The organism is Methanoculleus sp. 10 (assembly GCF_913757945.1).
In the GTDB taxonomy this organism is placed as follows: domain Archaea; phylum Halobacteriota; class Methanomicrobia; order Methanomicrobiales; family Methanoculleaceae; genus Methanoculleus.
In genome coordinates this window covers 245580-270905 of the sequence record NZ_CAJYDP010000003.1, presented here as the reverse complement: position 1 = coordinate 270905, position 25326 = coordinate 245580, and the positions used below count along the sequence as shown (strand labels likewise).

General features: G+C 64.7%; 26 protein-coding genes and 1 tRNA gene. 16 read left to right on the top strand and 11 right to left on the bottom strand.

Annotated elements, in window-relative coordinates:
* The first annotated feature begins 62 nt into the window (after positions 1-62).
* On the top strand, positions 63-917 hold the full coding sequence (locus QZ408_RS04910; RefSeq protein ID WP_292490093.1) for a 4Fe-4S dicluster domain-containing protein: 855 nt from the start codon (positions 63-65) through the stop codon (positions 915-917).
* 21 nt (positions 918-938) lie between these two features.
* On the opposite strand, the gene QZ408_RS04905 is transcribed toward QZ408_RS04910, so the two are convergent.
* Both QZ408_RS04905 and QZ408_RS04900 read right to left on the bottom strand, forming a co-directional pair.
* Positions 939-1199: a hypothetical protein gene (locus tag QZ408_RS04905; RefSeq protein WP_292490092.1), complete on the bottom strand. Its 261-nt coding sequence runs from the start codon at positions 1197-1199 to the stop codon at positions 939-941.
* Positions 1200-1234: 35 nt separating this feature from the next.
* Entirely contained in the window at positions 1235-2494 is a 1260-nt protein-coding gene (locus QZ408_RS04900) for a transposase (RefSeq protein ID WP_292490091.1), read from the bottom strand.
* Positions 2495-2742: 248 nt separating this feature from the next.
* On the opposite strand from QZ408_RS04900, the gene QZ408_RS04895 reads away from it, so the two are divergent.
* Positions 2743-3051 (top strand): nucleotidyltransferase domain-containing protein, encoded by a 309-nt coding sequence (locus QZ408_RS04895; RefSeq protein ID WP_292490090.1) that lies wholly within the window; start codon positions 2743-2745, stop codon positions 3049-3051.
* A 124-nt stretch (positions 3052-3175) separates the two neighbouring features.
* Positions 3176-3370 carry a CxxC-x17-CxxC domain-containing protein gene (locus QZ408_RS04890; RefSeq protein ID WP_292490089.1) on the top strand — a complete coding sequence of 65 codons (195 nt, stop codon included), beginning with the start codon at positions 3176-3178 and terminating at the stop codon, positions 3368-3370.
* A gap of 100 nt (positions 3371-3470) precedes the next feature.
* On the opposite strand, the gene QZ408_RS04885 is transcribed toward QZ408_RS04890, so the two are convergent.
* The 4 genes from QZ408_RS04885 to QZ408_RS04870 form a co-directional block, all read right to left on the bottom strand.
* Positions 3471-4340 carry an ATP-binding protein gene (locus QZ408_RS04885; protein WP_292490088.1) on the bottom strand — a complete coding sequence of 290 codons (870 nt, stop codon included), beginning with the start codon at positions 4338-4340 and terminating at the stop codon, positions 3471-3473.
* On the bottom strand, positions 4337-5170 hold the full coding sequence (locus QZ408_RS04880) for an ATP-binding protein (protein ID WP_292490087.1): 834 nt from the start codon (positions 5168-5170) through the stop codon (positions 4337-4339). The genes QZ408_RS04885 and QZ408_RS04880 overlap by 4 nt, the downstream gene beginning before the upstream one ends.
* A 13-nt stretch (positions 5171-5183) precedes the next feature.
* Complete coding sequence (locus QZ408_RS04875; RefSeq protein ID WP_292490086.1) at positions 5184-5525, bottom strand: NifB/NifX family molybdenum-iron cluster-binding protein; 342 nt, start codon at positions 5523-5525, stop codon at positions 5184-5186.
* A gap of 61 nt (positions 5526-5586) precedes the next feature.
* Positions 5587-5943: a NifB/NifX family molybdenum-iron cluster-binding protein gene (locus tag QZ408_RS04870; protein ID WP_292490085.1), complete on the bottom strand. Its 357-nt coding sequence runs from the start codon at positions 5941-5943 to the stop codon at positions 5587-5589.
* Between the two features lie 160 nt (positions 5944-6103).
* On the opposite strand from QZ408_RS04870, the gene QZ408_RS04865 reads away from it, so the two are divergent.
* The 6 genes from QZ408_RS04865 to QZ408_RS04840 all read left to right on the top strand — a co-directional run bounded on the left by QZ408_RS04865 (position 6104) and on the right by QZ408_RS04840 (position 12071).
* Positions 6104-8500 carry an ATP-binding protein gene (locus QZ408_RS04865; protein WP_292490084.1) on the top strand — a complete coding sequence of 799 codons (2397 nt, stop codon included), beginning with the start codon at positions 6104-6106 and terminating at the stop codon, positions 8498-8500.
* Between the two features lie 5 nt (positions 8501-8505).
* A complete protein-coding gene (gene nifS, locus QZ408_RS04860; RefSeq protein ID WP_292490083.1) occupies positions 8506-9678 on the top strand; it encodes a cysteine desulfurase NifS in 1173 nt (390 codons plus the stop codon).
* A gap of 2 nt (positions 9679-9680) precedes the next feature.
* Positions 9681-11027 carry a phosphomannomutase/phosphoglucomutase gene (locus tag QZ408_RS04855; protein ID WP_292490082.1) on the top strand — a complete coding sequence of 449 codons (1347 nt, stop codon included), beginning with the start codon at positions 9681-9683 and terminating at the stop codon, positions 11025-11027.
* Positions 11028-11156: 129 nt separating this feature from the next.
* Positions 11157-11231, top strand: a tRNA-Ile gene (locus QZ408_RS04850).
* Positions 11232-11590: 359 nt separating this feature from the next.
* Complete coding sequence (locus QZ408_RS04845) at positions 11591-11749, top strand: hypothetical protein (protein ID WP_292490081.1); 159 nt, start codon at positions 11591-11593, stop codon at positions 11747-11749.
* Between the two features lie 7 nt (positions 11750-11756).
* A complete protein-coding gene (locus QZ408_RS04840; protein WP_292490080.1) occupies positions 11757-12071 on the top strand; it encodes a hypothetical protein in 315 nt (104 codons plus the stop codon).
* On the opposite strand, the gene QZ408_RS04835 is transcribed toward QZ408_RS04840, so the two are convergent.
* Positions 12066-12242 carry a hypothetical protein gene (locus tag QZ408_RS04835; protein ID WP_292490079.1) on the bottom strand — a complete coding sequence of 59 codons (177 nt, stop codon included), beginning with the start codon at positions 12240-12242 and terminating at the stop codon, positions 12066-12068. The genes QZ408_RS04840 and QZ408_RS04835 overlap by 6 nt on opposite strands.
* A 665-nt stretch (positions 12243-12907) precedes the next feature.
* On the opposite strand from QZ408_RS04835, the gene QZ408_RS04830 reads away from it, so the two are divergent.
* A complete protein-coding gene (locus QZ408_RS04830; RefSeq protein WP_292490078.1) occupies positions 12908-14116 on the top strand; it encodes a M23 family metallopeptidase in 1209 nt (402 codons plus the stop codon).
* 68 nt (positions 14117-14184) lie between these two features.
* Here the strand turns inward: QZ408_RS04830 and QZ408_RS04825 are convergent, their stop codons facing one another.
* Entirely contained in the window at positions 14185-15555 is a 1371-nt protein-coding gene (locus tag QZ408_RS04825) for an MBL fold metallo-hydrolase (protein WP_292490077.1), read from the bottom strand.
* Positions 15556-15641: 86 nt separating this feature from the next.
* Entirely contained in the window at positions 15642-17738 is a 2097-nt protein-coding gene (locus QZ408_RS04820) for an acetate--CoA ligase family protein (RefSeq protein ID WP_292490076.1), read from the bottom strand.
* 329 nt (positions 17739-18067) lie between these two features.
* Here QZ408_RS04820 and QZ408_RS04815 point away from each other — a divergent pair, with 329 nt between their 5' ends.
* The 4 genes from QZ408_RS04815 to QZ408_RS04800 all read left to right on the top strand — a co-directional run bounded on the left by QZ408_RS04815 (position 18068) and on the right by QZ408_RS04800 (position 22157).
* Positions 18068-19228 carry an iron ABC transporter substrate-binding protein gene (locus QZ408_RS04815; protein WP_292490075.1) on the top strand — a complete coding sequence of 387 codons (1161 nt, stop codon included), beginning with the start codon at positions 18068-18070 and terminating at the stop codon, positions 19226-19228.
* 30 nt (positions 19229-19258) lie between these two features.
* A complete protein-coding gene (locus tag QZ408_RS04810) occupies positions 19259-20371 on the top strand; it encodes an iron ABC transporter permease (protein ID WP_292490074.1) in 1113 nt (370 codons plus the stop codon).
* On the top strand, positions 20368-21138 hold the full coding sequence (locus QZ408_RS04805; protein WP_292490073.1) for an ABC transporter ATP-binding protein: 771 nt from the start codon (positions 20368-20370) through the stop codon (positions 21136-21138). The genes QZ408_RS04810 and QZ408_RS04805 overlap by 4 nt, the downstream gene beginning before the upstream one ends.
* Before the next feature lie 686 nt (positions 21139-21824).
* Positions 21825-22157, top strand: a complete 333-nt coding sequence (locus tag QZ408_RS04800) for a DUF1622 domain-containing protein (RefSeq protein WP_292490072.1) — start codon at positions 21825-21827, stop codon at positions 22155-22157.
* Between the two features lie 21 nt (positions 22158-22178).
* On the opposite strand, the gene QZ408_RS04795 is transcribed toward QZ408_RS04800, so the two are convergent.
* Both QZ408_RS04795 and udg read right to left on the bottom strand, forming a co-directional pair.
* On the bottom strand, positions 22179-22610 hold the full coding sequence (locus QZ408_RS04795) for an NUDIX domain-containing protein (RefSeq protein WP_292490071.1): 432 nt from the start codon (positions 22608-22610) through the stop codon (positions 22179-22181).
* Between the two features lie 6 nt (positions 22611-22616).
* The gene (gene udg / locus QZ408_RS04790; RefSeq protein WP_292490070.1) at positions 22617-23234 is read right to left on the bottom strand and encodes a type-4 uracil-DNA glycosylase; all 618 of its coding nucleotides are present in this window, start codon (positions 23232-23234) and stop codon (positions 22617-22619) included.
* Positions 23235-23573: 339 nt separating this feature from the next.
* On the opposite strand from udg, the gene lysS reads away from it, so the two are divergent.
* Positions 23574-25100, top strand: coding sequence for a lysine--tRNA ligase (gene lysS, locus QZ408_RS04785; RefSeq protein WP_292490069.1), 1527 nt, complete (start codon positions 23574-23576; stop codon positions 25098-25100).
* Positions 25101-25120: 20 nt separating this feature from the next.
* Positions 25121-25315, top strand: a complete 195-nt coding sequence (locus QZ408_RS04780; RefSeq protein ID WP_292490068.1) for a YwbE family protein — start codon at positions 25121-25123, stop codon at positions 25313-25315.
* Positions 25316-25326 lie beyond the last annotated feature (11 nt).

The following is a 25326-nucleotide window of genomic DNA, read 5'->3' as shown; positions in this document are numbered from 1 at the left end:
TGCTCTCCGAACAAAGACATAGTTTAAACCGATTCCTGCCATACCCTACAGCCAGGAACCACATGACCGACAGGAAGAAGACCAGTGAGCCAGGGATCATCCGCCTCCGGGAGAAGGGAAAAGTCGCCGTGCGGGGGAAGATCCCCGCCGGCGTCATGACCGCGCCGCAGATGGCGGCGGTGGCGCGGATCGCCGAAGAGTTCGGGGACGGCACGGTCGGCCTGACCACCCGGCTCAATATCGAGATCCCCGGCATCGACCGGCGTGACGCTGGTGCGGTCGCGGAGAGACTCCGGGAGGCGGGGATCGAGCCCGGGAGCACCGGGGCCGCCCTCCGGTCGGTCGTCGCCTGCAAGGGCACGGTCTGCAGGCACGGGTGCTGCGACACGCAGGGGATCGCCCGGGCGATCGAGGAGCAGTACGGCGGATGCGTTCTCCCGTGGAAACTCAAGATCGCCGTCACGGGGTGCCCGAACAACTGCGCAAGGGTCCAGTCAAACGACATCGGCATCATGGGCCGGCGGTTCCCGGCGTTCGGCGCCGGGGAGTGCAACGGCTGCGGCGCGTGCGAGACGGTCTGCCGGGAGGGGGCGGTCCGGGTCGTCGACGGGGAGGCCCGCTACACCGAAGAGGCCTGCGCCGGCTGCGGTGACTGCATCGCGGTCTGTCCCACAGAGGCGATCGGCGTCGCGGCGGAGGGGCTGCGCTTCTCCATCGGCGGGAGGTCGGGCCGGGTCGTCCGGGACGGCGTCGAGGCCGACGGGCTGGCCGGCGAAGAGGAGGGGGCCGCGGTCGTCGGGCGGCTGCTCGACTACTTCCGGGAGAACGCGCGGCCGGGGGAGAGGCTCGGGGACCTCATGGAACGGGCCGGGGTGGAGGAGGTCTTTGCGGCCGCCGGGATGCGGCCGCGGCGGTGAGCGGAGACCCCGCTCACCTCGCTACAGGGGCACCTCCACTTTCTTCTTCTCCCGACGCCCCCTCTCGTAGCGGTCCCAGTCCCCGCACTCGGTGAGAACCTCCCACCTCTGCTGTATACCTTCCTCCTCCAGCCGCACAATCCGGGCAGTCCCGCCGAGGCTCTCCTCGACCTCGAAGAACTCCCGCGCCTTCTGCTCGTTGAACGGACCGTAACGCCTGACGTCGTCGTGGTCGCAGAGGACCTCGACCCTGTACTTCAGCCGGGAGATGTTCATCATCATTCACCGGTCCAGAGAATCGCCTGCAGATCTGTGAACTACCCCCCGCTTGCGCAGGGGGCTTCCTGCGAGTGCCCGGGGGTCTCGGGGATCCTCGGACCTGTTTGTCGCAGATTACCGGCGAACTGCCGGTAGCCCGTCCACAGGGCATTCTGTGATAGGAACCGTACCATGATGTTGACCGCACTGTTGTGGTCGCGATCGATGCAGTTCCCGCAGGCACAGTCCATAACGCGTTTCCCGAGCGGCATCTCGTGAACCGCTCCGCAGACACAGCAGGTCTTCGTCGTGTACCGTTCATCGACTGGTATTACTCTCTTACCTGCAAGGGCTGCCTTGTAGGTCAACAATCCGATGAACCGTGAGAGGTGTCCCGCGTTCTGGGTGGCGCGGTTGAGTCCGGGCGTGGCCTGCTTTGACTTGGGCATCTGCTTGACGGAGAGGTCGCCAACCAGGATCGTGGCGGCCCGGGTGTTCTCGATGAGCTTCCTGCTCAGTTTGTGCTGGAAGTCGTTGAGCTGGTTGCTCCGCTTCCGCTCCATCGTCCGCTTGGCACGGTTGAGTCTCTGCCACTGCCGGCTCTTCTTCTTGCAGTGGTCTCGTCGGGACTGCACGGCATCGATCTTCGGGTTCCAGTACTTATCCGGTCGGGCGTTGGTGACTTCAAGGAACTTCCCGTGGCTGTTGACCGCGACGTGCTGCGTGACCCCGAGGTCCCAGGCCTGGTAGAACCCGTTGTCAGCGTATTTCTGGTCCGGCTGAACCTCGTGGATGATGGAGATGTAGTACGCTTCCTGCAGATCGTCGTAGAAGAGATTCACCTGCTTGACGTTGAGGAACGTCCGATCTTCGGGCAGATCGAACGCCAGCGGTACATCGTTGTAGAAGTGCGAGAACCGGATACGCCCGTCGGTGATCGCAAACCCGCTCTGGTTGTAGCGCAGTGTGCAGAAGTGGTTTTTGCCCTTGAACCCCGGGGGGTTAGCATCTTCATCGCCGTTCTGTCGCAGGGCAAAGAACGACTTGAAGTTGTCGTCCAGCGATTTGAGGGTGGTCTGCAGAACTTTGGAGTAGACCCACCGGTACTCGGGGTACTTCTTCTTCAGGTCGGGAAGGGCGTTCGCCTGCTGCACATACCCGATGTACTGCTTATCGGGCCGATCCTTGTTCTCCTGGTAGTTCTGGTTTCGTTCGGCAAGAGCAAAGTTGTAGAGTAACCGGCATTTTTCGGAGAGGTGCCAGAGCACATCGGCCTGATCGGGTGTCACCTGAATCTTGATCTTCGTGGTGATGTGCATCAGAACCTCTCCTGTCGGTTATCCCATGAGGTATCTGCAGTTCTTTTGCTATAAAGAAGAGCCATGCAGGGTGAAAGTGAAACAAAACGAAGGGGCGCCGCTCCCATCCCCCAGCTTGCGCAGGGGGTCTTCCCGCTCTCCCCCTTCAACCCCGCAGAGATAAACCTTGGGGATCCCTCACCGGCACCGGGCAGAGAGACAGATAAACGATTCTTCCGCCCATATACCCTTAAAGGAGGCGTCTGGAAGTGCCGCAAAGGCCCGAGGATATCTCTCCGCACCGGACCGTGCGGTCGGTCGTCGATGTTTTGAGGAAGGCAAAACCCTGCCTTGAGCGGAGGTATCACATCCGCGCGCTCGGCATCTTCGGTTCCTACGCCCGAAACGAGCAGGGTCCGGGGAGCGATATCGAAGAGCCGATCGGCCGGGATGTCGCGGACGAGAAAGTTGACCTGGAGAGGATGCTCGGCGTCTCCGTGGACCTCGCCCTGAAGGGCGGGATCGCCCGGCGGCCGCGGCTCATGCACGCCGTCGAGGCGGAGGCGGTGTATGTCTGATTGTGCGGCAGCGGGTGCCCGGATCGCATCCCGGGCAGCTGGGGGTGCGGGGGGCACGCAAGGTGCCGTTGAAGTACCTTATATACTATACACCCGTATCTCTACAGGCAGTGTTCTTATCTGCATGAGCAATCCAATGGATTATAACAGAAGCAACAGAAATTTCGGTGGACCGAGGAACTTCGGCGGCCCCCGTGAAATGACGAAGACCGTTTGTTCAGACTGTGGGAAAGAGTGCGAAGTCCCCTTCAAGCCGACCGAGGGCAGACCCGTCTATTGCCAGGACTGCCTCCCGAAGCACAGAAAACCCCGGTTCTAAAACAATACCAAACCCTCTTTTTTCACAACGTCTTCCGGCCGGAGACGGGACGGTCGCGATACCCCGAACTGCGGCGCGGGTCACAAAAAGGGTGGCGGGCTCACGGGAGCCCGAGTTCGGCGAACAGGGTATCCCGGAGCGCCCGGAGTGCCTCCGCCGCCGGCGAGTCGCCCCGCGTCACGGGCCGGCCCTCCCGCACCGCGTCGACCACCGCCGGGTCGAACGGGATCTTCCCCGCCACCCGGATCCCCTCCCTTTCGCAGTAGTCCTCGATCCGCGCGCAGATATCCTCCACGAGATCGAACCGGTTGATGACGACGAAGATCCGGACGCCGAACCGCCGGCAGACCGTCACGAGCCGTGTGAGATCGTGGAGCGCAGAGACCCCCGGCTCCGTCACGGCGAGGACCGCGTCCATGCCGCTCACCGTCGCGATCAGCGGGCACCCGATCCCCGGCGGCCCGTCGGCGAGCAGCAGGTCGGCACCCTCCGAGAGGGCCACCGCCCGCTTCTTCACCCCGGTGACGAGCAACCCTGAGTTCCCGGAGCCCGGGAAGAGCCGGGCGTGGGCGAGGAACCCCCGGTCCGTCGCCGATGTGCAGATCCTGCCGCTGACCCGCGGCTCCATCGAGACCGCCCCCGTCGGGCAGACGTAGGCGCAGACGCCGCAGCCCTCGCAGTGGAGGGGATCCACTCTCCAGGCATCGTCCCGGCGCACGATCGCCCCGAACCGGCAGCGGTCCGCACAGATCCCGCAGTCGCGGCAGACCCCGAGATCGATCCGGGCCGCCGCAAGCCCCCGGAACTCCTCCGTGGTGAGCCGCCGGGGCTCGAGGAGAAGAGAGAGGTTCGCGGCGTCGACGTCGCAGTCGGCGAGGACCTGCGGCACCCCGCTCGTATCCGCGAGCGCCGCCGCCACCATCGTCTTCCCGGTGCCGCCCTTGCCGCTCACGACCGCGAGCCGGATCACGGGCTCACCCCCGCAAAGAGGTCAACGAACCGCTCCTCCCACCCGGGGAGGAGCGCGGCGATGAGCCCGCCCCGGTTCTGGACGGCGGCGATCTCCCGCGAGAACGGGATCGTCATGAGGACGGGGAGCCCGCGCTCCCGGCAGAACGCAACCGTCGCCGCATCCTCTCCGTCGCTTCTGTTGATCACGACGCCGGCAGGGATCCCGACCTCCTCCGCCACCTCTGCCGCGAGGCGGAGGTCGTGCAGCCCGAACGGCGTCGACTCCGTGACCAGGAGGCAGAAATCGCTCCCCTCGAGGGTCTCGATCACCGGGCAGGCGATCCCCGGGGAGGCGTCGTAAATGACGAGCGGGTGCCCCTCCGCACGCGCCTTTGCCGCCCGGATGACCGCCGGGGCCTGCACCTCCCCCTCGTTCAGGACCCCGCTGATCAGGACCAGCCGGGAGAGCGGGCGCGAGCACGCGATCCGGCCGATGGTCCGCGGGACCTCCCGGACGGCTCCCTGCGGGCAGACGAGGGTACACCCGCCGCAGGAGTGGCAGAGGTGCGGGAAGGTGAGGACGCAGTCCTTCACCACGGCAAGCGCCCCGAACCGGCAGAACTTCCCGCACTCCCCGCAGAGGGTGCAGCGGGCGGGGTCGATCACCGGGACCGGGGTCGTCACCGGCACATCCGTCGTCGCGGCCGGGAAGAAGAGGTGGAGGTTCGGTTCCTCGACGTCGCAGTCGACGAGCGCGACGTCCCGGGAGCGGGCAAGCGCCCAGGCGAGGTTCGCCGCCACCGTGCTCTTCCCGGTCCCGCCTTTGCCGCTTGCAATCGCGATCTTCATGCCGGATCCCGCCTCAGGCGAGGGAGATCGGCTGCAGGTCCCCGGCGGTATACGCCGCGAGGGCGTCGGCCGCGCTGCCGCCCCCGCGGCAGGCATACACCCTGATCCCGCCCGCCTCAAGCGCTTTGGCGGCGTTCCCCCCGACCTGCCCCGTGATGAGGACGGTTGCGCCATGCTCCGCGAGCACCTGGACCGCCCGGGGCCCGACCCCGCCGGCAGCGTTGATGAGAGGATTCTCAACCGATTCCGACTTTCCCGTCTTTGTATCGACGAAGACGAAGTAAGGCGCCCGGCCGAACCGCTCTTCGACCGGGGCGTCCGTGCCCGCGGCGCGGGCCGTGATACAGACAATCATAGCGTTACCTCATGGGAATTATTACCCATATGAGCATAATACTATAGGTCGATGCACCCGCTCAATGCCCACCGCACTCTCCGCCGTCCTCGTGGTGGCAGGAGCTCTCCCCCGGCGAGAGGCGGCCGGCGATGTAGTCCTGCGCGATATAGTCCACGTTCCCGCTGACACCGAGGAGCACCTCGATACCGTTCCCGCGGAAGAGGTCGACGGCCCGCGGCCCCATCCCGCCGGCGATGATCAGGTCGATCTTGTGCTCCGCAAGGAAGACCGGGAGCCGTCCGGGTTCGTGGCCGGGGTTCTTGAGGTCGCCCCTCCGGTAGATGATCGACTCCTCGACGTCGAAGATCGCATACCCTTCGCAGTGCCCGAAGTGCCCGGACACCTGGTTTCCGTCCTGTGCTATTGCAATTCTCATAGGGACACCTGTTCCTCGCGATCTCGTGCAGGGAAGACCGCACGCAAACATACTACACATAAGCGCGAATTGAGTTAAAACCATCCATCATGGCACCCGGGGAACCTTTTTTAAGGCGGGCGACACCCTGCGGTGTAGTTGTAGGAACCTGGTGAGAGAGATGGTTCAGCCACTGGATATCGGAGAGTACCGGAACGTCTACGAGCCGGGAAAGGTGCAATGCGCCAGCACCGAAGAGATGCGGCCGCTCGAAGAGATCATCGGCCAGGAACGGGCGCTGCGGGCGCTGCGGTTCGGCCTTGAGATCCGGGAGCCCGGGTTCAACGTCTACACCGCGGGCGCCCAGGGCACCGGGCGGATGAGCGCCGTCAGGAGTTTCCTCGACGAACTCGCGAAGGCCAAGCCCCGGGCGAGCGACTGGGTCTACGTCCACAACTTCGGGAACCAGTATGAACCGGACGCCATCCCCCTCCCGGCGGGGAGGGGGCCCCGGTTCAGGGAGGATATGAAGCGGTTCATCGAGGGTGCCAAACGAGCGCTCCCGCGGGCGTTCGAGAGCGAGGAGTACGCCAAGCGCCGGGACGAGACCCTCCAGTCGCTCCAGGGGAAAAGGACCGACCTCATCGCCCGGATCAACCAGCGCGCCCAGGAGGCCGGGTTCGTCATCCAGATGAGCCCCATCGGCCTCCTGACCATCCCGATCATCAACGGGAGACCGGTCCCCGAGGAGGAGTTCATCAACCTCCCCGATGAAGTGCGGGCGGAAGTCCAGCGGCGGCGCGACGCCCTCAATACCGAACTCCGGAGCACGCTCCGGCAGGTGCAGGAGATCGAGCGGCAGGGGGCCGAGGCGGTCACGAGCCTGAACCACGACATCGCCCTCTACGCGATCGGGAACCTCGTCGCCGAGCTCAAGGAGAAGTATGCCGACGTCCCGGAGGTCCCGGCCTACATCGACGCCGTCCAGAACGACATCCTCGAGAACCTCCAGGCCTTCCTCGGGATCCCCGAACAGCCGGGCGCCCCGCCCCAGTTCCAGGCCTTCATCCGGGAGCTCCCGTTCCGGAAGTACGACGTGAACGTCGTCGTCGACAACACCAGGACCAGCGGCGCCCCGGTGGTCGTCGAGCAGAACCCCACCTTCCAGAACCTCCTCGGGAAGATCGAGAAAGAGGTCCAGTTCGGGATCTTCACGACCGACTTCACGATGATCCGGCCGGGCTCGCTGCACGCGGCAAACGGCGGCTACCTGGTCCTCAGCGTCGAAGACCTCCTGCGGGCGCCCCTCTCCTGGGACGGGCTCAAGACCGCCTTGAAGACCGGGAAAGCCGTCATCGAGGAGCCCGGAGAGCGGATGGGGTTCATCACGGCAAAGACGATCAAGCCCGAGCCCATCCCTCTCGACATCAAGGTGGCCCTGATCGGGACCCCGATGCTCTACCACCTCCTCTACCAGATGGACCCCGACTTCAAGGAGCTCTTCAAGGTCAAGGCCGATTTCGACATCGTGATGGAGCGAAACGACGAGAACGCCGGGAAGTACGCCGACTTCATGTGCAACCTCGTCCGGGAGGAGGACCTCCGGCACCTGGACCGGGAGGCGATCGCCCGGGTGATCGAGTACGGCTCGCGCCTCGCTGAGGACAAGCAGAAACTCTCGACCCGGTTTGCCGCGATCGCGGACCTCATCCGGGAGGCGAACTTCTATGCGGCAGGCGACGGCGCCGACCAGATCGGGAGGCAGCACGTCACGAGGGCGATCGAGGAGAAGGTCTACCGCTCGAACCTGATCCAGAAGAAGATCGAGGAGTACATCCAGCGGGGGATCTTCCTCATCGAGACCGAGGGAGAGAAGGTCGGGCAGGTGAACGGCCTCTCGGTCATCGGGCTCGGGGACTTCGCGTTCGGCCGGCCGTCGAAGGTGACCGCGAGCATCGGGGTCGGGCGCGAGGGGGTCATGGACATCGAGCGGGAAGCAGCGCTCGGCGGGCCGATCCACACGAAGGGCGTCCTGATCGTCAGCGGCTACCTCAACAACAACTACGCGCGCAACAAACCGCTCGCCCTCTCGGCCCGGCTCGTCTTCGAGCAGAGTTACGAGGGGATCGAGGGCGACTCCGCGTCGAGCACCGAGCTCTACGCCCTCCTCTCGGCGCTCTCGGGCCTCCCCGTAAAACAGTACCTCGCCGTCACGGGCTCGGTGAACCAGAAGGGGGAGGTCCAGGCGATCGGGGGCGTCAACGAGAAACTGGAGGGGTTCTACGAGGTCTGTAAGGCAAAAGGCCTCGACGGCACCCAGGGGGTCCTGATCCCGGCAAGCAACGTCCAGAACCTGATGCTCAAAGAGGAGATCATCGAGGCGGCGCGAGCCGGGAAGTTCCGGATCTACCCGGTGCGGACGATCGACGAGGGGATCGAGGTCCTCACGGGCGTCCCGGCGGGCAGGCGGCGGGAGGACGGGACGTATGAAGAGGGGACGGTGAACTACCTCGTGGACCGGCGCCTTGGGGAGATGGCGGAGACGATGCGCGGGTTCCAGCCGATGGCGGCGAAGTGACCGGAATGGAGCAGAGGCGAACGGTCTACATGGACCATGCGGCGACGACGCCGGTGCGGCCGGAGGTCGCCCGCGCGATGCTCCCCTACTTCTCGGAGCGGTTCGGGAACCCCTCCTCGCTCTACGCCCTCGCCCGGGAGGCGAAGGAGGCGGTGGAGGAGGCGCGGAGACGGGTGGCGGCGGCGATCGGGGCCCGGCCGGAGGAGATATTCTTCACCTCAGGGGGCACGGAGGCCGACAACTGGGCGGTCAAGGGGGTGGTGGCGGCGAGCAGGAAGAAGGGTGACCACATCGTCACCTCCGCGATCGAGCACCACGCGGTCCTCCACCCCTGCCGGGCGCTCGAGAAGCAGGGCTACCGGGTCACCTACCTCCCGGTCGACGGGTACGGCCGGGTGGACCCCGAGAGGGTCGGGGAGGCGATCACCAATAAGACGGTCCTCGTCTCGGTGATGGCCGCAAACAACGAGATCGGGACGATCCAGCCGATCGCGGCAATCGGCCGGATCGCGCACGACCACGGCGTCCCGTTCCATACCGACGCGGTCCAGGCGATCGGAGCATACCCGGTGGACGTCGACGCCATGGGGGCGGACCTTCTCGCCATCTCCGCCCACAAGTTCGGCGGCCCGAAGGGGGCGGGAGCCCTCTACGTCCGGCGGGGGACCCGGGTCGGGACGTTCATGGACGGCGGGGCGCAGGAGCGGGGCCGCCGGGCCGGGACCGAGAACGTGCCCGGCATCGTGGGGCTCGGCCGGGCGATCGACCTTGCGGTCGGGGGGATGCCGCAGAACCCCACCCGGCTCGCCGCGATGCGGGACCGGCTGATCCGGGGGATCCTCGACGGGATCCCGGATACCCGGCTGAACGGCCACCCGATGGAACGGCTCGCAAACAACGCCAACATCTCGTTCCGCTACGTCGAGGGGGAGTCGATCCTCCTGTCGCTCGACGCCCTCGGGGTTGCGGCGTCGACGGGGAGCGCCTGCACCTCCGCGTCGCTTGAGCCCTCGCACGTCCTCACCGCCTGCGGCCTTCCGCCCGAACACGCCCACGGTTCGCTCCGGCTCACCCTCGGCTCCCGGAACACGGACGAGGACGTCGACTACGTCCTCTCGGTCCTGCCCGGGGTGATCGAGCGGCTCCGGGCGATCTCGCCGCTCCGGGGGGAGGCGTGAGCATGGCCGGGATCTTCCGGGCCTACGACATCCGGGGGCGCTACCCGGACGAACTCGATGAAGCGGAGGCACGGCGGATCGGGAACGCCTTCGTCCGGCTCCTTTCCGCGGAGCGGGTCGTCGTCGGGCGGGACATGCGGCTCTCGTCGGGGTCGCTTGCCCGGGCGTTCGCCGAAGGCGTGATCGAGGCCGGGGCGGATGTCGCCGACGCCGGCGAGGTGAGCACCCCGCTCCTCAACTACGCCATCATCGCGGGGGGGTTTGACGGCGGCGCGATGGTGACGGCCTCCCACCTCCCGGGAGAGATGAACGGGCTCAAACTTGCGCGAAAAGACGCGGTGCCGCTCTCCGGGGACCGGGGGCTGCCGCGCCTTGAGGCGATGGTCGGGGAGGAGCCGGTCGCCCGCGCCCCCGGGTCCCGCCGCCGGGTCGATATGCTTGATGCCTACATCGGGAAGGTGGCCGGGTTTGTCCGCAATCCCCGGCCGCTCACGATCGTCGTGGACGCGGGGAACGGCATGGCCGGGCCGGAGGTGCCCCGGCTCTTTGAGCGGGTCCCGGCGTGGCGTCTTTCACCGCTCTATCTTGAGCCTGACGGCCGGTTCCCCCACCACCACGCAAACCCGCTCGACCCCGATACCACCCGGGAACTCCAGAGCCGGGTGGTCGCGGAGGGCGCGGACCTCGGAGTGGCGTTCGACGGCGATGCCGACCGGTGCGGGCTCATCGACGAGCGGGGAGAGCGCGTCCGGGAGGACCTGGTGACCGGGCTCATCGCGGACTACCTGCTCGGCGAGGTGCCGGGGGCGACGATCCTCTACGACCTGCGGTCGAGCAGGGCCGTCGTGGAAGCGATCGAGCGGGCCGGGGGGCGGGGCGTCCGCTCAAGGGTGGGCCACGCCTTCATCAAGGCCCGGATGCGGGAGGAGAACGCCCTCTTTGCCGGGGAACTCTCCGGGCACTACTACTACCGGGATATGGGGTTTACGGACAACGGGCTCGTGACGATGGTCATGGTCGCAAACATCCTCGCCGCGAGCGGCCGCCCGCTCTCCGAACTCATCCGGCCGCTGGACCGCTACCCCTCGACCGGGGAGGTCAACCTCCGGGTGAGCGACCCGGAGCAGGTCTTTGCAGCGCTTGCGGCGCGCTACCGGGACGCGGGCCTCGACCATCTCGACGGGCTGACGGTGGGGTATCCGGCGTGGTGGTTCAACATCCGCCGTTCCCACACCGAGCCGGTGGTGCGGCTGAACCTCGAGGCGGACACGGAGGGGCTGATGCACGAGAAGGCGCGGGAGGTCCTCGGGGTCATCCGGGAGGCCGACCCGGGGGTAAGGGAGGTGTAAACCCGGGGACCGCACAACGTATTTATCGATCGAGAGGGGATGTTTATATGCACCATGATCTGCACGGAGCCAGGGAACTGCAGCAACCCGCGCCGTTCCCGGATTTCGTGGATCAGGACGCTTGTTTCCGGGCCCGTAGCTTAGTCCGGTCAGAGCGCCCGGCTCATAACCGGGCGGTCGTGGGTTCAAATCCCTCCGGGCCCATGGTAATTCTTGCCCCGATTGGGAAATGAGGACGAGATTATGTGGTGTTACTTTTCTAAGTTCAGAAATTGCTCTATCAAGTAATTGGCCTGCATTTAGGGCCGTTTCCTTCAGATACTCGTAAGTCTCTGGCGATACCGTTGTGTGCAATCTTCTCCTAATTCGATGGATTACGGTTTTTTTGCTTTTTCTCCGTTTTTCATTTCCTATTCTCCTGTCCAGACATGTCCGGACATGTCCAGACATATACGGATAGCAGTATCTCCGCGTGAGGGGACTTAAAGAGAGGGCGCCACAGTCGGGCGGGGCGGTTTTTTGACACCCTCTTGTTAAGTGGTTGCACTTGCCATGTATCGGCTATGAAACGAATCAACGCAAAGGGAGAGGTCTTTCAACAGACTTCCGTCTACATCCGTGAGAACGTCTACCTCCTCGCCAGGGAGGAGCGTATCCCCATGTCTGAGTCTGCAGAGTGGGGTGTGATCGCCGCGCTGCGTGCGCGGGGCGTCGAGGTCTGAGGGATGTATGACGAAATACGAGATCGTATACACAGAGACGGCGGAAAAACATCTTGATGCAATTGAGCGCAGAGATGGCGAGTATTTAGCAAAAATCATCCAGAAGATAGAGTTTTGCTTGGGTGAACACCTCTTCGACCGGATCGGACTATGCAACAAGAAGAAACTGAAAGGGAAGGAGAACACTCACCGGTTACATGTTCAGATGAAATACACCGTGTTTTACAAGGTTATGGGGGCGAAAGGGAACAGATTTGCTCAAATTCATCTGATCGTGGGTTTCGAGGAGGCACACCAGATGTACCCGCACATCGATTTATAACCCATATTTCTTTTTTATCTCAGCATGAGTATATTTCCGACCTTTCCCCGCTCTCTCCATGTCTGCATCCAGTCTATCGATACTGGCTTGGATTTCAGCCTGAGTAAGGGTCCTTTTAGGCGTGGTCTTCGAGGTTGCCTTCTTCCGCTCGACTACCGTCTTCGTCGGCATACATGATGATGTCTGTATCTGGAAAGATATAGTTTTGGGCGAGGATCACTTTCACACCGCACGGTTACTGATTTAACGGTTCGGAGGGTGTAGATACCCTTGAGGTGGCCTGTGACCTCCGAAACAGTAACGATAGAGTGTGCGGTTGCGGCCCCGGAACCCGATCATAGGCGCGCAAAGGGTGCAGCAACGGAGAACCGACGGCAGTACTCCGGAGGATGCCATAGAAGACTGAGGCTTCTTCCTTCCGGAGATGTGGCATACTGTGCCAGAAAGAACCTAGTAACAGATGGGAGTGAACGCTTCAATCCATGCGTGACATAATCCACTGCATCATCAAGGTTTAAGACAACAAACTGCTCTCCGGCATCCGTTTTGCCGGATATGCCTGTATCTCCCGCTAAACCTCCCCCGTTTTTCCATCTTAGTAAATATCGCTCCTTTCGTCAATCGGGGCTATTTCCGGCCCATAACCGGGCGGTCGTGGGTTCAAACCCCACCGGGCACACTGTTATTCCGCGAAATTTCCAGTTTTAGCGCTCGCGGTGAGAGATTCAGTGAATCGGGAAGCGCGATACTGCCGCAACATCACAGGAGGCCCACTACCGCAATCAAAACCCTCCCGGTTTATTGCCCCGTGCAGCAACTGTTCAAATGCTGTTATCATGTCCCGCATCCTCCAGATCCTCATCCTCTTCACCGTGACGGCGGCGATCCTCGCCGCCGGATGTATACAGACCGCAACGGAACCTGCGGCCCCGCCGGTGAACGTGACCGTCCCATTCCCGCCCATCCCGGTCGCCAGCGAGGGCGGCGTCAACCTCGCGTACGAACTTGAACTCTCCCCGTCAGAAAACCGGACGTTCGTCCCGGAGAAGGTCGAGGTCATCGATCCCGACACGGGGAAGATACTCTGGACGCTCGACGGGGAACTGCTCGCCGCACTCTACCACCCGGCCGCAGACCCGCCCCCGACCGCGGCGGAGCTCGAGAACGGTACCGGAAAACTACCCGTCCCGCGGATCTCGCTCTGGTTTGGGGTCAGCCCGGACGCCGTGCCGGACCGGCTCGTCCACCGGCTCACCCTGAACGGGAGCGGGCTCGCGCCGGCCACGTTCACCGGCGGCAACGTCACGGTGCGCAAAGACCTTGCGCCGGTGGTCATCGGCTCACCGGTACGCGGTCCGGGCTGGACGGCGATCGAGACCACGGCGCCCGTGACCCACCATTTTCTTGCCCAGATCACGATGAACGGGGTGACCCGCGTCCCCCAGCGGTACGCACAGGACTGGATATACGTAGACCCGGTCACCGGGCAGGCGGCCGCCGGGAACGCGACGCTCGCAAAGAACTTCCTCGGGTACGGAAGAGAGATCTACGCGGCCGCGAACGGGACGGTGGTGGACGTCCTGGACGGCCTCCCCGACCTTGAGACCATCTACTCCCCCCGGCAGGCCACCATCGCAACCGCAGCCGGCAACTACGTCATCGTCGATATCGGGGACCAAAAATACGCCTGCTACGCCCATATGGCCCCCGGCTCGATCCGGGCCGGAGTCGGCGATGCCGTCGCGGAGGGGCAGGTCCTCGGCCTGATGGGCAACAGCGGGAACTCCGATCTCCCGCACCTCCACTTCCAGGTCGTGACGGATACGCCCTCCTTCCTCGGGGCCGAGGGCTATCCCCACGTGTACCGGTCGTTTGACGTGATCGGCACCGTCAACCAGACCCTTGCAGAGGAGAGAGCCTCCCGGCCCGATTACCCGGTGACGCGGTTGTGGTCGGAGTTCGGCGATCTCGTCACGTTCTCAGGGGAGCCGGTATCGCAGGAGAACAACCTGACGGAGAACCGGGCCGTCGTCCGGCTCCCCTGACCGCACCCATTCTCCCCCTCCACGGCCCGGAAGGAGGAGATCCCCCACTCACCCCCTCCCGGAAGAGATCAATCCCTGACCAGCGGGTAGTTTGCCGCCTCCCACCCGATGGTGCCGCCGAGCAGGTTCGCGACGTGCCGGAACCCGTGCCTCTCGAGGATGCTTGCCGCAAGGCTCCCCTTGAACCCGGCATCGCAGTGGACGACGATCTGCCGGTCCTCCGGGATCTCCGCGATCCGCTCCTCGAGGTTGCCGACGTAGATGTGGTGGGAGCCCCGGATGTGGCCCGACTCCTCCCGGTGCCCGATCGTGCGGACATCAAGGATGTAGATCGACGGGTCGTCGAGGCGCTCCGCGAGGTCGGAGGGCGACCAGGTCCCGGTCCGCGCGATCCGCTCGCCCTGCTCGAACCAGGCCGCGAATCCGCCGGCAAGGTATCCCGCGATGTTGTCGTAGCCGAGCCGCACGAAATGGCGCACCACGTGGCCCATTGAGAGGTCAAAGTCGTCGACGAGGACGATCGGGTCTTCGTAGTTCAAGTAGTAGCCCATGTAGAGCGGGAGGCCGTTGCGCCAGATGTTGATGGTTCCCGGGATATGCCCGCCGGCGAACCCCGTCGGCGACCGGATATCGACGACCTGCGCCTTCTGGTCGAGGAGAGAGCGGAGCTCGCGGGCCGTATAGGGCCGCAGGTGCGGCAGGTTGTAGATCAGGGGCGGGCCGGCCCTGTTGAGGTCCCGCATCCGGGCAAAATACGGCGGCTCGTAGAGCCGCTCGTTCACCTTGTACTCGACGAACTCCTCCCTCCCCAGGGAGAGGAGCCGGTTCGCCGCCCGCTCAAAACCGATGGACGTGTACTCCCGGTCGCTGATCTTCCCGCCGCAGACCGAACCGGCGCCATGAGCCGGGCAGACGATCACGCCGTCGGGGAGCGGGAGGAGCGTCTCGTGCAGGCTTTCGTACAGCATCTCCGACATCTCGCGCCGCCGGTCCTCGCCGGCAAGGTCCGTCCTCCCGACTTCGCCCGCAAAGAGCGCATCGCCGGTAAAGACCATCAGGGGGTCGTCGGAGACCGACCGGTCACGCACAAGAAGCGATATGCTCTCGACGGTGTGGCCGGGCGTCTCCAGGACCTCGACCTCGAGCGGCCCGAGTTCGAACGTCTCCCCTTCCCGCACGGGGGTGCCGAACCCGAACTCCTCCCGCGCCCCGTGCAGGATCTCCGCCCCGGTCGGACGGGCGAGTTCCCGGGAGCCGCTGATGTAATCCTCGTTCTTGTGCGTCTCAAAGATCGTCGTGATCTTCATATCCAGGTGCCCGGCGACGGTCGTGTAGACCCGGCAGTCGCGCCTCGGATCGATGACCGCCGCCTCCCCGCCCGCTCCGATCATGTATGAATTGTGGGCGAGGATATCGGACTTTATCTTCTCAAACAGCATCCGTATGCATCTCCCGGGTGGCAGGACCCTTTTTGATGTGCCGGGATGCGGAGGGAGTATATAAAAGGTTTACGGGAGTGCGGGCGCTACCGCTCGCCGCCCGGGCACCGGTCGGGCGCGGGGAGGCGGGACGACCCGCCCGACCGTGCGGTCCTGACCGAGAGGATGTTCCCCACGGCCTTGAACGCGTCCTCAAGCTCCGAGAAGTTCGGGATCCGGCAACTCCGCAGGATACGCAGCCCGCTCCTGATGCTGTCGCCGCCGAGCATGCAGCCCACCACCATCTTCTCCGTATTCCGGGAGAACCGGACGATCTCGTTTGCAACGTGCGCCGGGTCGGCGAGCGTCGTCGGGACGGCGATGACGAACGCGATGTCCCAGAAGTCCTGGTGCCGGATCAGCACATCGAAGAGGGCGGCGAACCGGGCGGCGTCGGCGTCCCCGATGATGTCCATCGGGTTTGCGTGGTTCCAGAACGGGGGGAGGAACGCGTTGAGTTCACGGAGCACGTCGTCGGGGAGGTCGACCATATCGACCCCGTGCGCCTCGGCGTAGTCGGAGGCGAGAACCGCAAACCCTCCCGCGCTGGTGACGGCGATCGCGCGGTTCCCCTGCGGGTAGCCCTCGCTTGCCAGGAGCTCGGCGAGATTGAAGGCGTCGCGGAGGGTCCGGGCCGGGATCACCCCCGCCTGCCGGAACGCCGCGACGTAGACGTCGTAACTCCCGGCAAGCGAACCGGTGTGGGATGAGGCCGCAGCCCTGCCTTTCCGCGACGACCCGGACTTCACCGCCACCACCGGTTTCCTCCCGGCGACCTCGCGCACGATCTGCGCAAAACCGCGCCCGTCCTGGATCTCCTCGACGTAGAGGGTGACCGACCGGGTCGTCGGGTCCTGTTCGGCGAACCGGAGGTAATGCTCGAACCCGAGGTCTGCCTGGTTGCCGACGCTGATGACGCTTGAGAACCCGAACTCCTCCGGGAGGCTCCAGTCGACGACGGTGGTGATGATCGCGCCGCTCTGGGAGATGAAGGCCACGTCCCCGGGTTTCGGTGAGACCGGGTCGAACGTGGCGTTGATCCCCTGGTGGGGCATCATGACCCCGAGGCAGTTCGGGCCGATGATCCGGACGGAGTGCCGGCGCGCGATCTCGACGACCTTCTCCTCGAGGGCCGCGCCGGCGCCGCCGATCTCGCGGAACCCGGCGGTGACGATGATGGCGAGCCGGACGCCTTTCTCCCCGCACTCCTCCACCACCCCCGGGACGAGCGGGGCCGGCACGGCGATGACCGCCCAGTCGACCGGGCCGGGGACATCCTTCACCGAGGGGTAGGCCGTCCGCCCGAAGAGTTCTTTCCGGGCCGGGTTGACCGGGTAGAGGTTCCCCGGGAAGGAGAGCAGGTTCCGGAGGACGGAGTAGCCGACCTTGTTCGGGCTCGCGGACGCGCCGATCACGGCGATGGACCGGGGGTAGAAGGTCTCCGGGGGCGCCCGGACGCTGATCCGGGCAGCCTCGCCCCCCGCGGTATCCCCGACGATGATCCTCGCGTCGACGACGCTCGCTCCTCTCTCGTAGAGGATGACCGGGTTGAGGTCGAACTCCCGGATCTGCGGGTTCTCGGCGAACTGGCGGGCCACCGTCGCGATGATCCGGACGAGCGCCTCCTCGTCCTTCGGGGGCTCCCCGCGGTATCCCCTGATGAGCCGGTAGCCCTCGATCTCCCGGATCATCGCCCGGATATCGTCGTCGGTGACGGGCAGGACACGGATGGCGACGTCCTCGAGGAGTTCCACGAGCTTCCCGCCAAGCCCGAACGTGATGACCTTCCCAAACGAGGGGTCGGTCTTCCCCCCGATCAGCACCTCAAGCCCCCCGGGCACCTGCTTCTCCACGATGATACCGGCGATCGCCGCTTCCGGGGCACGGGCGGCGCTGTTTTCCATGATCGTCCGGAACGCCTCCTCGGCGGCGTCCGGCCCCTCGATCGCGGTGACGACGCCGCCGACGTCGCTTTTGTGGATGATCTCCGGTGAGACGACCTTCATGACGACCGGATAGCCTATCCGCCCGGCGGCCGCCCGTGCCTCGCCGGCGCTGGTGACCACCTGGTGGGACGGCACGGGTATCCCGCATGCCGCTAGCAGGCTATACCCTTCCGATTCGGTTAACATTCGTTCCGGCATCTGCATTCCTCGCTCTGAGAACGGTCATGCAGGGGTTGCACGACAGGCGCTCTCTTTCCCTGAGGTATTCCGGTCACCCGGCATAATAGTTATCCGGCCGGGGGGAAACGGGGCCGGCCTCTCCCCACCGGGAGAATGGCAAAGGCCGTGCAGACCGGCTCCGGAAGAGAGGTATTCGGGCCTGCAGGGGGTTCCAGGGCCGCCGGCAGGAACGTTCTGAGGAATATTCTTCGATGTCCGCAGAGGTAACGCGAAACGATATTCCTTCGCACAAGGTGGATATCCTTTCATCAGATATATTAATTAATGCTACACTTACAGTTAGTAGTATGATGCCTTTCAGATACACCCGATTGCTCACGGCCGCGGTGCTCGCGGCTCTCGTACTGCTCATGGTCGCTGCCGGATGCACCGGCACCGGTTCAACCGTCAGCGGGAACGCTGCCGGCGAGGAGGCCACGATCACCGACGGGTTCGGCCGGAGCGTCACCGTCCCGTCCGCCCCACAGAGCGTCGTCTGCTCCGGCTCAGGGTGCCTGCGCTACCTCGTCTACCTGCAGGGCCAGGATCTCGCCGTCGGTGTCGATGACATCGAGAAGAAGGAGCAGGCGATAGAAGGCCGCCCCTACGCCCTCGCCTACGGGCCGCAGTTCAAAGGGCTCCCGCTGATCGGCGAGTTCAGGGGCAAAGACGACCCCGAGAAGATCATCGGCGTGGGCCCCGATCTCATCTTCAAGACGGGTTCGAGCGGGACGGCATACGGGACGAGCGCCGCAGAGGCCGACAAACTCGAGGCAAAGACGGGCATCCCGGTCGTGGCCTTCCCGTACGGCTCGCTCAGAAACGACGCCGAGAAGGCCGAGATGTACGGCGGCCTCCGCACGATGGGCCAGGTCCTCGGGAGAGAGGACCGGGCCGAAGAAGTGATCGCCTACATCGATGCGACGATGGCCGACCTTGAGCGCCGGACCGCCGATATCCCCGAGACCGACCAGAAGAGGGTCTACGTCGGCGGCGTCTCCTCGGCAGGCGCCCACGGGATCATCTCCACTGAACCGGCCTACCCGCCGTTTTCCTGGGTACACGCGAAGAACGTCGCAGCCGGCCTCGGCACGGCCCACGCCGATGTCGCGAAAGAGGCGCTCGTCGACTGGAACCCCGATTACATCTTCATCGACGCCGGGACCCTCCAGATGGAGGGCGACGGGGCGATCGGCGAGTTGAAGAACGATGCGGCGCTCGCGGGCCTCTCCGCAGCGAAGGAAGGCCGGGTCTACGGCGTCCTCCCGTACAACTTCTACAGCACGAACTACGAGACCGTGCTTGCCGACGCCTACTTCATCGGGAAGACCCTCTACCCCGACCGGTTCGCCGACGTCGACCCGGTAAAGAAGGCAGACGAGATCTACACCTTCTTCCTCGGCAAACCGGTCTTTAGCGACCTGAACAGCCAGTACAACGATCTCGGGTTCACCGCGATCCCGCTGTAAGACATGAGATAATCAGGAGGGCAGGAAGAGATGCACTTTGCAGACGGGACCATTCCCCGGGAATACCTCGGGTACGTGCGCAAGAAGCACCTCTGGATCCTTTCGGGGATCGTCCTCCTCTTCATCCTCCTCGTGGTATCCATCTCGGTCGGTGCGGCCGGCGTCCCCCCGTACGACGTCTTCCTCTCCATCGTGAACGGCACCATCGACCGGATCGCGGCGCTCCTTCACCCCGGCACCACCCTCAGCATGTCGAGCACCGACCGGATCGTCTGGAACATCCGCCTCCCGCAGGCGCTTGCCGCGATCGTCGCCGGGGTCGGGCTCTCGGTGGCGGGGGTCGCCATGCAGTCGATCCTCCGTAACCCGCTCGGGTCGCCGTTTACGCTCGGCATATCGAACGCCGGTGCATTCGGGGCGGCCGTCTCGGTCATCCTCCTCGGCACCGGACAGATGCACTCGACGGTTGCCGACGCCGTCACCCTGAACAATCCCTGCCTGACGACGGTCGTGGCGTTCATCTTCTGCCTCCTTGCGACGGCCGTGATCCTGATCATCTCCCGGGTCCGCGGGGCGTCACCGGAGGTGATGGTGCTCGCCGGCGTCGCCCTCTCCTCCCTCTTCACGGCGGGGACGATGTTCCTCCAGTACTTCGCGAGCGACACCCAGCTCGCTGCGGTCATCTTCTGGACCTTCGGCGACGTCAGCCGGGCCAGCTGGCAGGAACTCGGGATCATGACCCTCGTCGTCGCGGGGGCGAGCATCTTCTTCATCGCGAACCGCTGGAACTACAACGCGATCGACGCCGGCGACGAGACGGCAAAAGGGCTCGGGGTCAGCGTCGAAGCGGTGCGGAACATCGGTATGGTCGTCGCGGCGCTCGTCTCCGCCGTCATCGTCTCGTTCCTCGGGGTCATCGGGTTCGTGGGGCTCGTCTGCCCGCACATGGTGAGGAGGCTCATCGGCGACGACCAGCGCTACCTGGTCCCGGGCTCCTGCGTGGCGGGCGGGATCCTCCTCCTCGCCTCAGACACCGTCGCCCGGGTCATCGTCGCGCCCTACGTCCTCCCGGTCGCCGTGCTCACGGCGTTTCTCGGCGCACCGGTCTTCATCTACCTGCTTCTCCGGGGGTACCGGCGATGATCCTCGAGGTCGACGGTGTGGCATTCACCTACCGGAGCGCCCCGGTCATCCGGGAGATCACGTTCGGCCTCTCCCCCCACCAGATCCTCGCGATCCTCGGGCCGAACGGTGTCGGGAAGACGACGCTCTTGAAGTGCATGAACGCCATCCTGCAGCCGAAGGCCGGGTCCGTCCTCGTCGACGAGACCGACCTTCTCAGGGCAGACCGGACAGAGATTGCGCGGAAGATGGGCTATGTGCCGCAACGGTGCGAAGCGGGCAGATTGACCGCGTTCGACGCCATCCTCCTCGGCCGGCGGCCGCATATCCGGTGGAACGTCACGGAGGCGGACCTCCGGATCGTCGAGGCGGCGATCCGGATGCTCAGCCTCGAGGACCTGTCGCTAAGGTATATCGACGAGATGAGCGGCGGCGAACTCCAGAAGGTGAGCATCGCCCGGGCGCTCGTGCAGGAGCCGCGGGTGCTCCTCCTCGACGAACCGACGAGCAGCCTCGACCTCAAAAACCAGCTCGATATCCTCGGGATCGTGAGAAGCGTGGTGACCGATCACGACGTCGCGGCGGTGATGACGATGCACGACCTGAACATGGCGCTCCGCTACGCCGACCGGTTCATCTTCTTAAAAGAAGGCGTCATCCACGCCGCGGGGGGACCCGGGGTGGTGACGCCCGAGACCATCGAGGCGGTCTACGGTGTCGCCGTGACCGTCGAGCGATACAACGGGTTTCGCGTCGTCGTCCCCCTCGCGCCGGAGAGCGCCGGCTGAGACGCCCCGGGCCGGCGTGACGGGGAGCGGCCCCCTTCACGCGAACCGGTTATCCACATCGCCGATCCGCGCGGGCGCCGGCAGCCGGTCTCGCGCCCGCCCTACCTGGTACTTCGCTCATTTGGGCGCCCGGTGTCAAACGATGCGGTCCCGCGCAACACCGCAACGAAGAGTTAGCGCTCACTTTGCGAACCCTTTCGGAGCTCCGCCTACAATTTCGTCGTTTACAAAACATGTACCATCTGCGTTGTTGGCGGCCTCTTGCCAGAAGCATGGGGAGACTCTGGAGAAGACCCGTGCACGGCTTCCTATTGGTTATCACCACGCACTGCCCTGCTGGGGCGGAGGCTTCCTTACGGGGAGTTACTGAGCCGTGGTGCTCCGGGTGCTGCCCCCGGAGTGGGGACGGGAGCAGAATATCTGCTGCGGTCTGGATAGCAGGTGAGAAAAATGCCAGGGTAGGTGAGGGTAAGGTCTCGCAACGAAGAGTTAGCGGTACCCCGGGTACCGGACTTCGCGTCCTTCCGCGGCTTCGCGCGAACTAACGGGTGTGGATAACGAGAGAGCCTCGCGCGAAGAACCGCGAAGGGGGATGGTTGATGGTTTGACCTGCGGAGGGGCTTCCTAAGAGATTTAGCGAAGGCTGATACCTATAAGTTCATCCGCTGCCGATACACCCGCCGGGCATGGTGCTCGAAACGTTCATCAGGGTCGCCGGGCTGGTCATCGGGACGTTCGGGGGGCTCTTCATCGTCTACGGGGCGGTGATCGCGATCATCGAGCTCCTCGCGCGGGAGACGCGCATACGAGAGAAGAGTTACCACGACATCCGGTGGTCGTTCACCACGCGCATCCTGATCGGCCTTGAGTTCTTCGTCGCTGCCGACGTCTTGAAGACGATCCTCGAGCCGACGTCCCAGGACCTGATCATCCTCGGGTCGCTCGTCGCGATCAGGACCGTCGTGAGTTACTTCCTCGGGAGGGAGGTGAGCGAGCTCCCGGAAGACAGGAAACAGTGAGGATGGACAGGACCTTCGCGGTCACCCGCTCTCCTGAGTTTGCAGCGCCATAAGGTGCTCGTGCGCCTCGCTGACGATCCTTTTTGAGTTCCCGAAGGTGATCGCCCGGACGGCCTCGTCGTAGGGGAGCCACTGGTAGCCGACATGCTCGTCCGAGAGCGTCACCGCCGCTTCCGGGGTCTCGATCAGGTAGTAGACGACCTCCTTGTAGACCGTGCGCCCCCGGCGCTGGAAGAAGTAGGAGATCTCCTCCCGGAACCCGGGGATGAATGTGGCCCGGGTGATCCCGGTCTCCTCCTCCAGTTCACGGAGTACCGTCTCCTTCTCGCTCTCGCCGCGCTTGCCGTGCCCCTTTACGAGGTCCCAGTGCCCGGCCCCGTACTGCAGGATGAGGTACTGGAGTTCCCTGTCCCGCCGGACGACGACCGCCCCGTACGACTTCTCTCTTGCCATAACCGTTCAGTCCTGTTCTGCAGGTCCTCCGGCCCCTGCAAGCTCGCGCCCGACGACCCGGAAGTCCTCTTCCAGGGCCTCCCGGTACGCCGGGTTGTAGAGCGCGGCGGCGGGGTGGAGGGTGGGAATGAGGCGGACCGGGTGGCCGAAGAGGGAGCAGGGGTAGACGGTCCCCCGGACCTCCGTGATCCGGTCGAACGCGACGGGGAGGAGGGAGAGGATGTGCCTGCTCGAGTGCCGGCCCAGCATCACGATCACCCGCGGCCTGACGATGCGGATCTGCTCTTCAAGATACGGGGTGCAGGCCCGGACCTCCTCGTCTCTCGGGTCGCGGTTCTCGGGCGGCCGGTGCTTCACGATGTTCGCGATGAAGACCTCGTCCCGTGAAAGACCGATCCCTGCAAGGAGACCCTCAAGGAACTTCCCCGCCCGCCCTACAAACGGCCGCCCGGTGAGGTCTTCCTGTTTTCCCGGCGCCTCGCCGATCAGCATGAGGCCGGCCCGGGCGTCACCTTCCCCGGGGACCGCGTGATGGGAGTTCTCCCAGAGCGGGCACTTCCGGCACTCGCCGATGACGGCGGCGAGCCGCTCTATCGCCACCTCCCTTCCCGTCTCCTGCGCCATGCCCACACTATTGACGATAACTCGTATAACCTTCTTATGCATTGCGTTTTGCCGCCGATAGCCGGCGGACCCGGAGGGGTCCACCGGCCGGATAGATCGGGAACAACCGGTCCCCCCACGTGCGCGTGACGCCACAGGGGACGGCCTGCGACGGGGTCCGGGCCGCACCCCGGGCGCTTACGCCGTCCCGGTCCACCCTCCCTCAAAGGTTAATAGCACCGGAGCGGAAGTATATGTAGGATTTATCAATGAGATTGCAGCCCCGTCTCCCCGGAAAAGCGGCGAACCCGGTTCTGGAGTGCAGGGGCGGGCGCGAGGACGAATGGAGCTGTTTACACAATGAGCGATATGGATCATCTCTGTTTTGACCCAACAAAGATCGATAAACTACAGGATCTGCGCGAGCGCGGGGTGACGGTATACCCCTACACCTTTGAGCGCAGGGATACCGTCGGAGAGATCAAGGAACGGTTCTCCGGGATTGGGCACGAGAAGAGCGCTGAAGAAGTCAGCACCGCGGGCAGGATCTATGTTGTCCGCGAGCACGGCAAGACGATCTTTGCGGACATGGGGGACGCGGACGGCAGGATACAGCTCTACCTCCGCAAAAACGACCTCGGCGATGAGCAGTTCGACCTCTTCCGGCAGTACGTCGACGCCGGGGACATCATCGGCGTCGTCGGCCACGTCTTCCGGACGAAGATGGGGGAGATCACCATCTGGGTCGACCGGTTCGAGCTCCTCGCAAAATCGGTCTGCCCCCTCCCGGAGAAGTTCCACGGCCTCAAGAACGTCGAGACCCGCTACCGGCAGCGCTACCTCGACCTGATCATGAACGAGGAGAGCCGCGAGACGTTCCGGACCCGGAGCAGGATCATATCGCTCCTGCGGCAGTTCCTCTTCGAGCGGGACTACCTGGAGTTCGAGACGCCGACCCTGCAACCGGTCTACGGCGGCGCGAACGCCCGGCCGTTCACCACCCACCACAACGCCCTCGACCAGAAGCTCTACCTCCGGATTGCGCCGGAACTCTACCTCAAGCGCCTTGTCGTCGGCGGTTTCGAGAAGGTCTTTGAGATCGCGAAGAACTTCAGGAACGAGGACATCGACACCAACCACAACCCCGAGTTCTCGATGGTCGAGATCTACGAGGCCTACCGGGACTACAACGACATGATGGACCTCACCGAGGAGATCCTCTCCTACCTCGCAGAGAAGGTGCACGGGAGAACCACGCTCCCGTTTGCGGGGCACGACCTGGACTTCACCCGCCCCTGGCGCCGCCTCTCGATGGAGGAGGCGGTGCAGGAGTATGGCGGCATCGACGTCCGGGCTCACACCGTCGAGGAACTCCGCGCGTTCGCCCGGGAGCACGGTGTCGAGGGCTGCGAGAGCGCCACGACCCGGGGCGAGTACCTGGTCCTCTTCTTCGAGCACTTCGGCGAGAAGCAGCTCATCCAGCCGACGTTCGTCTACGACTTCCCCATCGAGAACTCGCCGCTTGCAAAGAAGCACCGGACGAAGGAGGGGATGACGGAGCGGTTCGAGCTCTTCATCGCCGGGATGGAGATGGCGAACGGCTTCTCGGAGTTAAACGACCCCCTCGACCAGAAGGCCCGGCTCGAACTCCAGGACGCCAGGCGCCGCCGGGGCGACCTTGAGGCGCAGATGATCGACTACGACTTCATCAACGCGCTCGGCTACGGTATGCCCCCGACGGGCGGCGTCGGGATCGGGATCGACCGCCTGGTGATGCTCCTCACGGGGAAGGACTCGATCAAGGAGGTGCTCCTCTTCCCGCAGATGAAGACCGCTGTTGTGGGACCAAACGGGGGAGAACCCGGGCAGGACGGCAGCGAGGAGTAACCCCGCCGCCCTCGTTTCGTATGAACGGACAGAACCGTGCCGCCATCCGCCCCGGTATGACGGTGGATATCGTGCTCAAACGCGACCAGCGGACCGGGAAACGCACCCGGGGCGTTGTCGCCGAGATCCTGACGAACTCGTCGTTCCACCCCCACGGGATCAAGGTCCGGCTCCGGGATGGAGAGGTCGGGCGGGTGCAGGAGATCGTCGGGTGAGGAGAGCGGAC

Coding starts and splice junctions, on each gene's coding strand:
- QZ408_RS04910 (WP_292490093.1), top strand. CDS start 63: ATGACCGACAGGAAGAAGACCAGTGAGCCAGGGATCATCCGCCTCCGG.
- QZ408_RS04905 (WP_292490092.1), bottom strand. CDS start 1,199: ATGATGATGAACATCTCCCGGCTGAAGTACAGGGTCGAGGTCCTCTGC.
- QZ408_RS04900 (WP_292490091.1), bottom strand. CDS start 2,494: ATGCACATCACCACGAAGATCAAGATTCAGGTGACACCCGATCAGGCC.
- QZ408_RS04890 (WP_292490089.1), top strand. CDS start 3,176: ATGAGCAATCCAATGGATTATAACAGAAGCAACAGAAATTTCGGTGGA.
- QZ408_RS04880 (WP_292490087.1), bottom strand. CDS start 5,170: ATGAAGATCGCGATTGCAAGCGGCAAAGGCGGGACCGGGAAGAGCACG.
- QZ408_RS04875 (WP_292490086.1), bottom strand. CDS start 5,525: ATGATTGTCTGTATCACGGCCCGCGCCGCGGGCACGGACGCCCCGGTC.
- QZ408_RS04870 (WP_292490085.1), bottom strand. CDS start 5,943: ATGAGAATTGCAATAGCACAGGACGGAAACCAGGTGTCCGGGCACTTC.
- QZ408_RS04865 (WP_292490084.1), top strand. CDS start 6,104: ATGGTTCAGCCACTGGATATCGGAGAGTACCGGAACGTCTACGAGCCG.
- nifS (WP_292490083.1), top strand. CDS start 8,506: ATGGAGCAGAGGCGAACGGTCTACATGGACCATGCGGCGACGACGCCG.
- QZ408_RS04855 (WP_292490082.1), top strand. CDS start 9,681: ATGGCCGGGATCTTCCGGGCCTACGACATCCGGGGGCGCTACCCGGAC.
- QZ408_RS04845 (WP_292490081.1), top strand. CDS start 11,591: ATGAAACGAATCAACGCAAAGGGAGAGGTCTTTCAACAGACTTCCGTC.
- QZ408_RS04840 (WP_292490080.1), top strand. CDS start 11,757: ATGACGAAATACGAGATCGTATACACAGAGACGGCGGAAAAACATCTT.
- QZ408_RS04835 (WP_292490079.1), bottom strand. CDS start 12,242: ATGCCGACGAAGACGGTAGTCGAGCGGAAGAAGGCAACCTCGAAGACC.
- QZ408_RS04830 (WP_292490078.1), top strand. CDS start 12,908: ATGTCCCGCATCCTCCAGATCCTCATCCTCTTCACCGTGACGGCGGCG.
- QZ408_RS04825 (WP_292490077.1), bottom strand. CDS start 15,555: ATGCTGTTTGAGAAGATAAAGTCCGATATCCTCGCCCACAATTCATAC.
- QZ408_RS04820 (WP_292490076.1), bottom strand. CDS start 17,738: ATGCCGGAACGAATGTTAACCGAATCGGAAGGGTATAGCCTGCTAGCG.
- QZ408_RS04815 (WP_292490075.1), top strand. CDS start 18,068: ATGATGCCTTTCAGATACACCCGATTGCTCACGGCCGCGGTGCTCGCG.
- QZ408_RS04810 (WP_292490074.1), top strand. CDS start 19,259: ATGCACTTTGCAGACGGGACCATTCCCCGGGAATACCTCGGGTACGTG.
- QZ408_RS04805 (WP_292490073.1), top strand. CDS start 20,368: ATGATCCTCGAGGTCGACGGTGTGGCATTCACCTACCGGAGCGCCCCG.
- QZ408_RS04800 (WP_292490072.1), top strand. CDS start 21,825: ATGGTGCTCGAAACGTTCATCAGGGTCGCCGGGCTGGTCATCGGGACG.
- QZ408_RS04795 (WP_292490071.1), bottom strand. CDS start 22,610: ATGGCAAGAGAGAAGTCGTACGGGGCGGTCGTCGTCCGGCGGGACAGG.
- udg (WP_292490070.1), bottom strand. CDS start 23,234: ATGGCGCAGGAGACGGGAAGGGAGGTGGCGATAGAGCGGCTCGCCGCC.
- lysS (WP_292490069.1), top strand. CDS start 23,574: ATGAGCGATATGGATCATCTCTGTTTTGACCCAACAAAGATCGATAAA.
- QZ408_RS04780 (WP_292490068.1), top strand. CDS start 25,121: ATGAACGGACAGAACCGTGCCGCCATCCGCCCCGGTATGACGGTGGAT.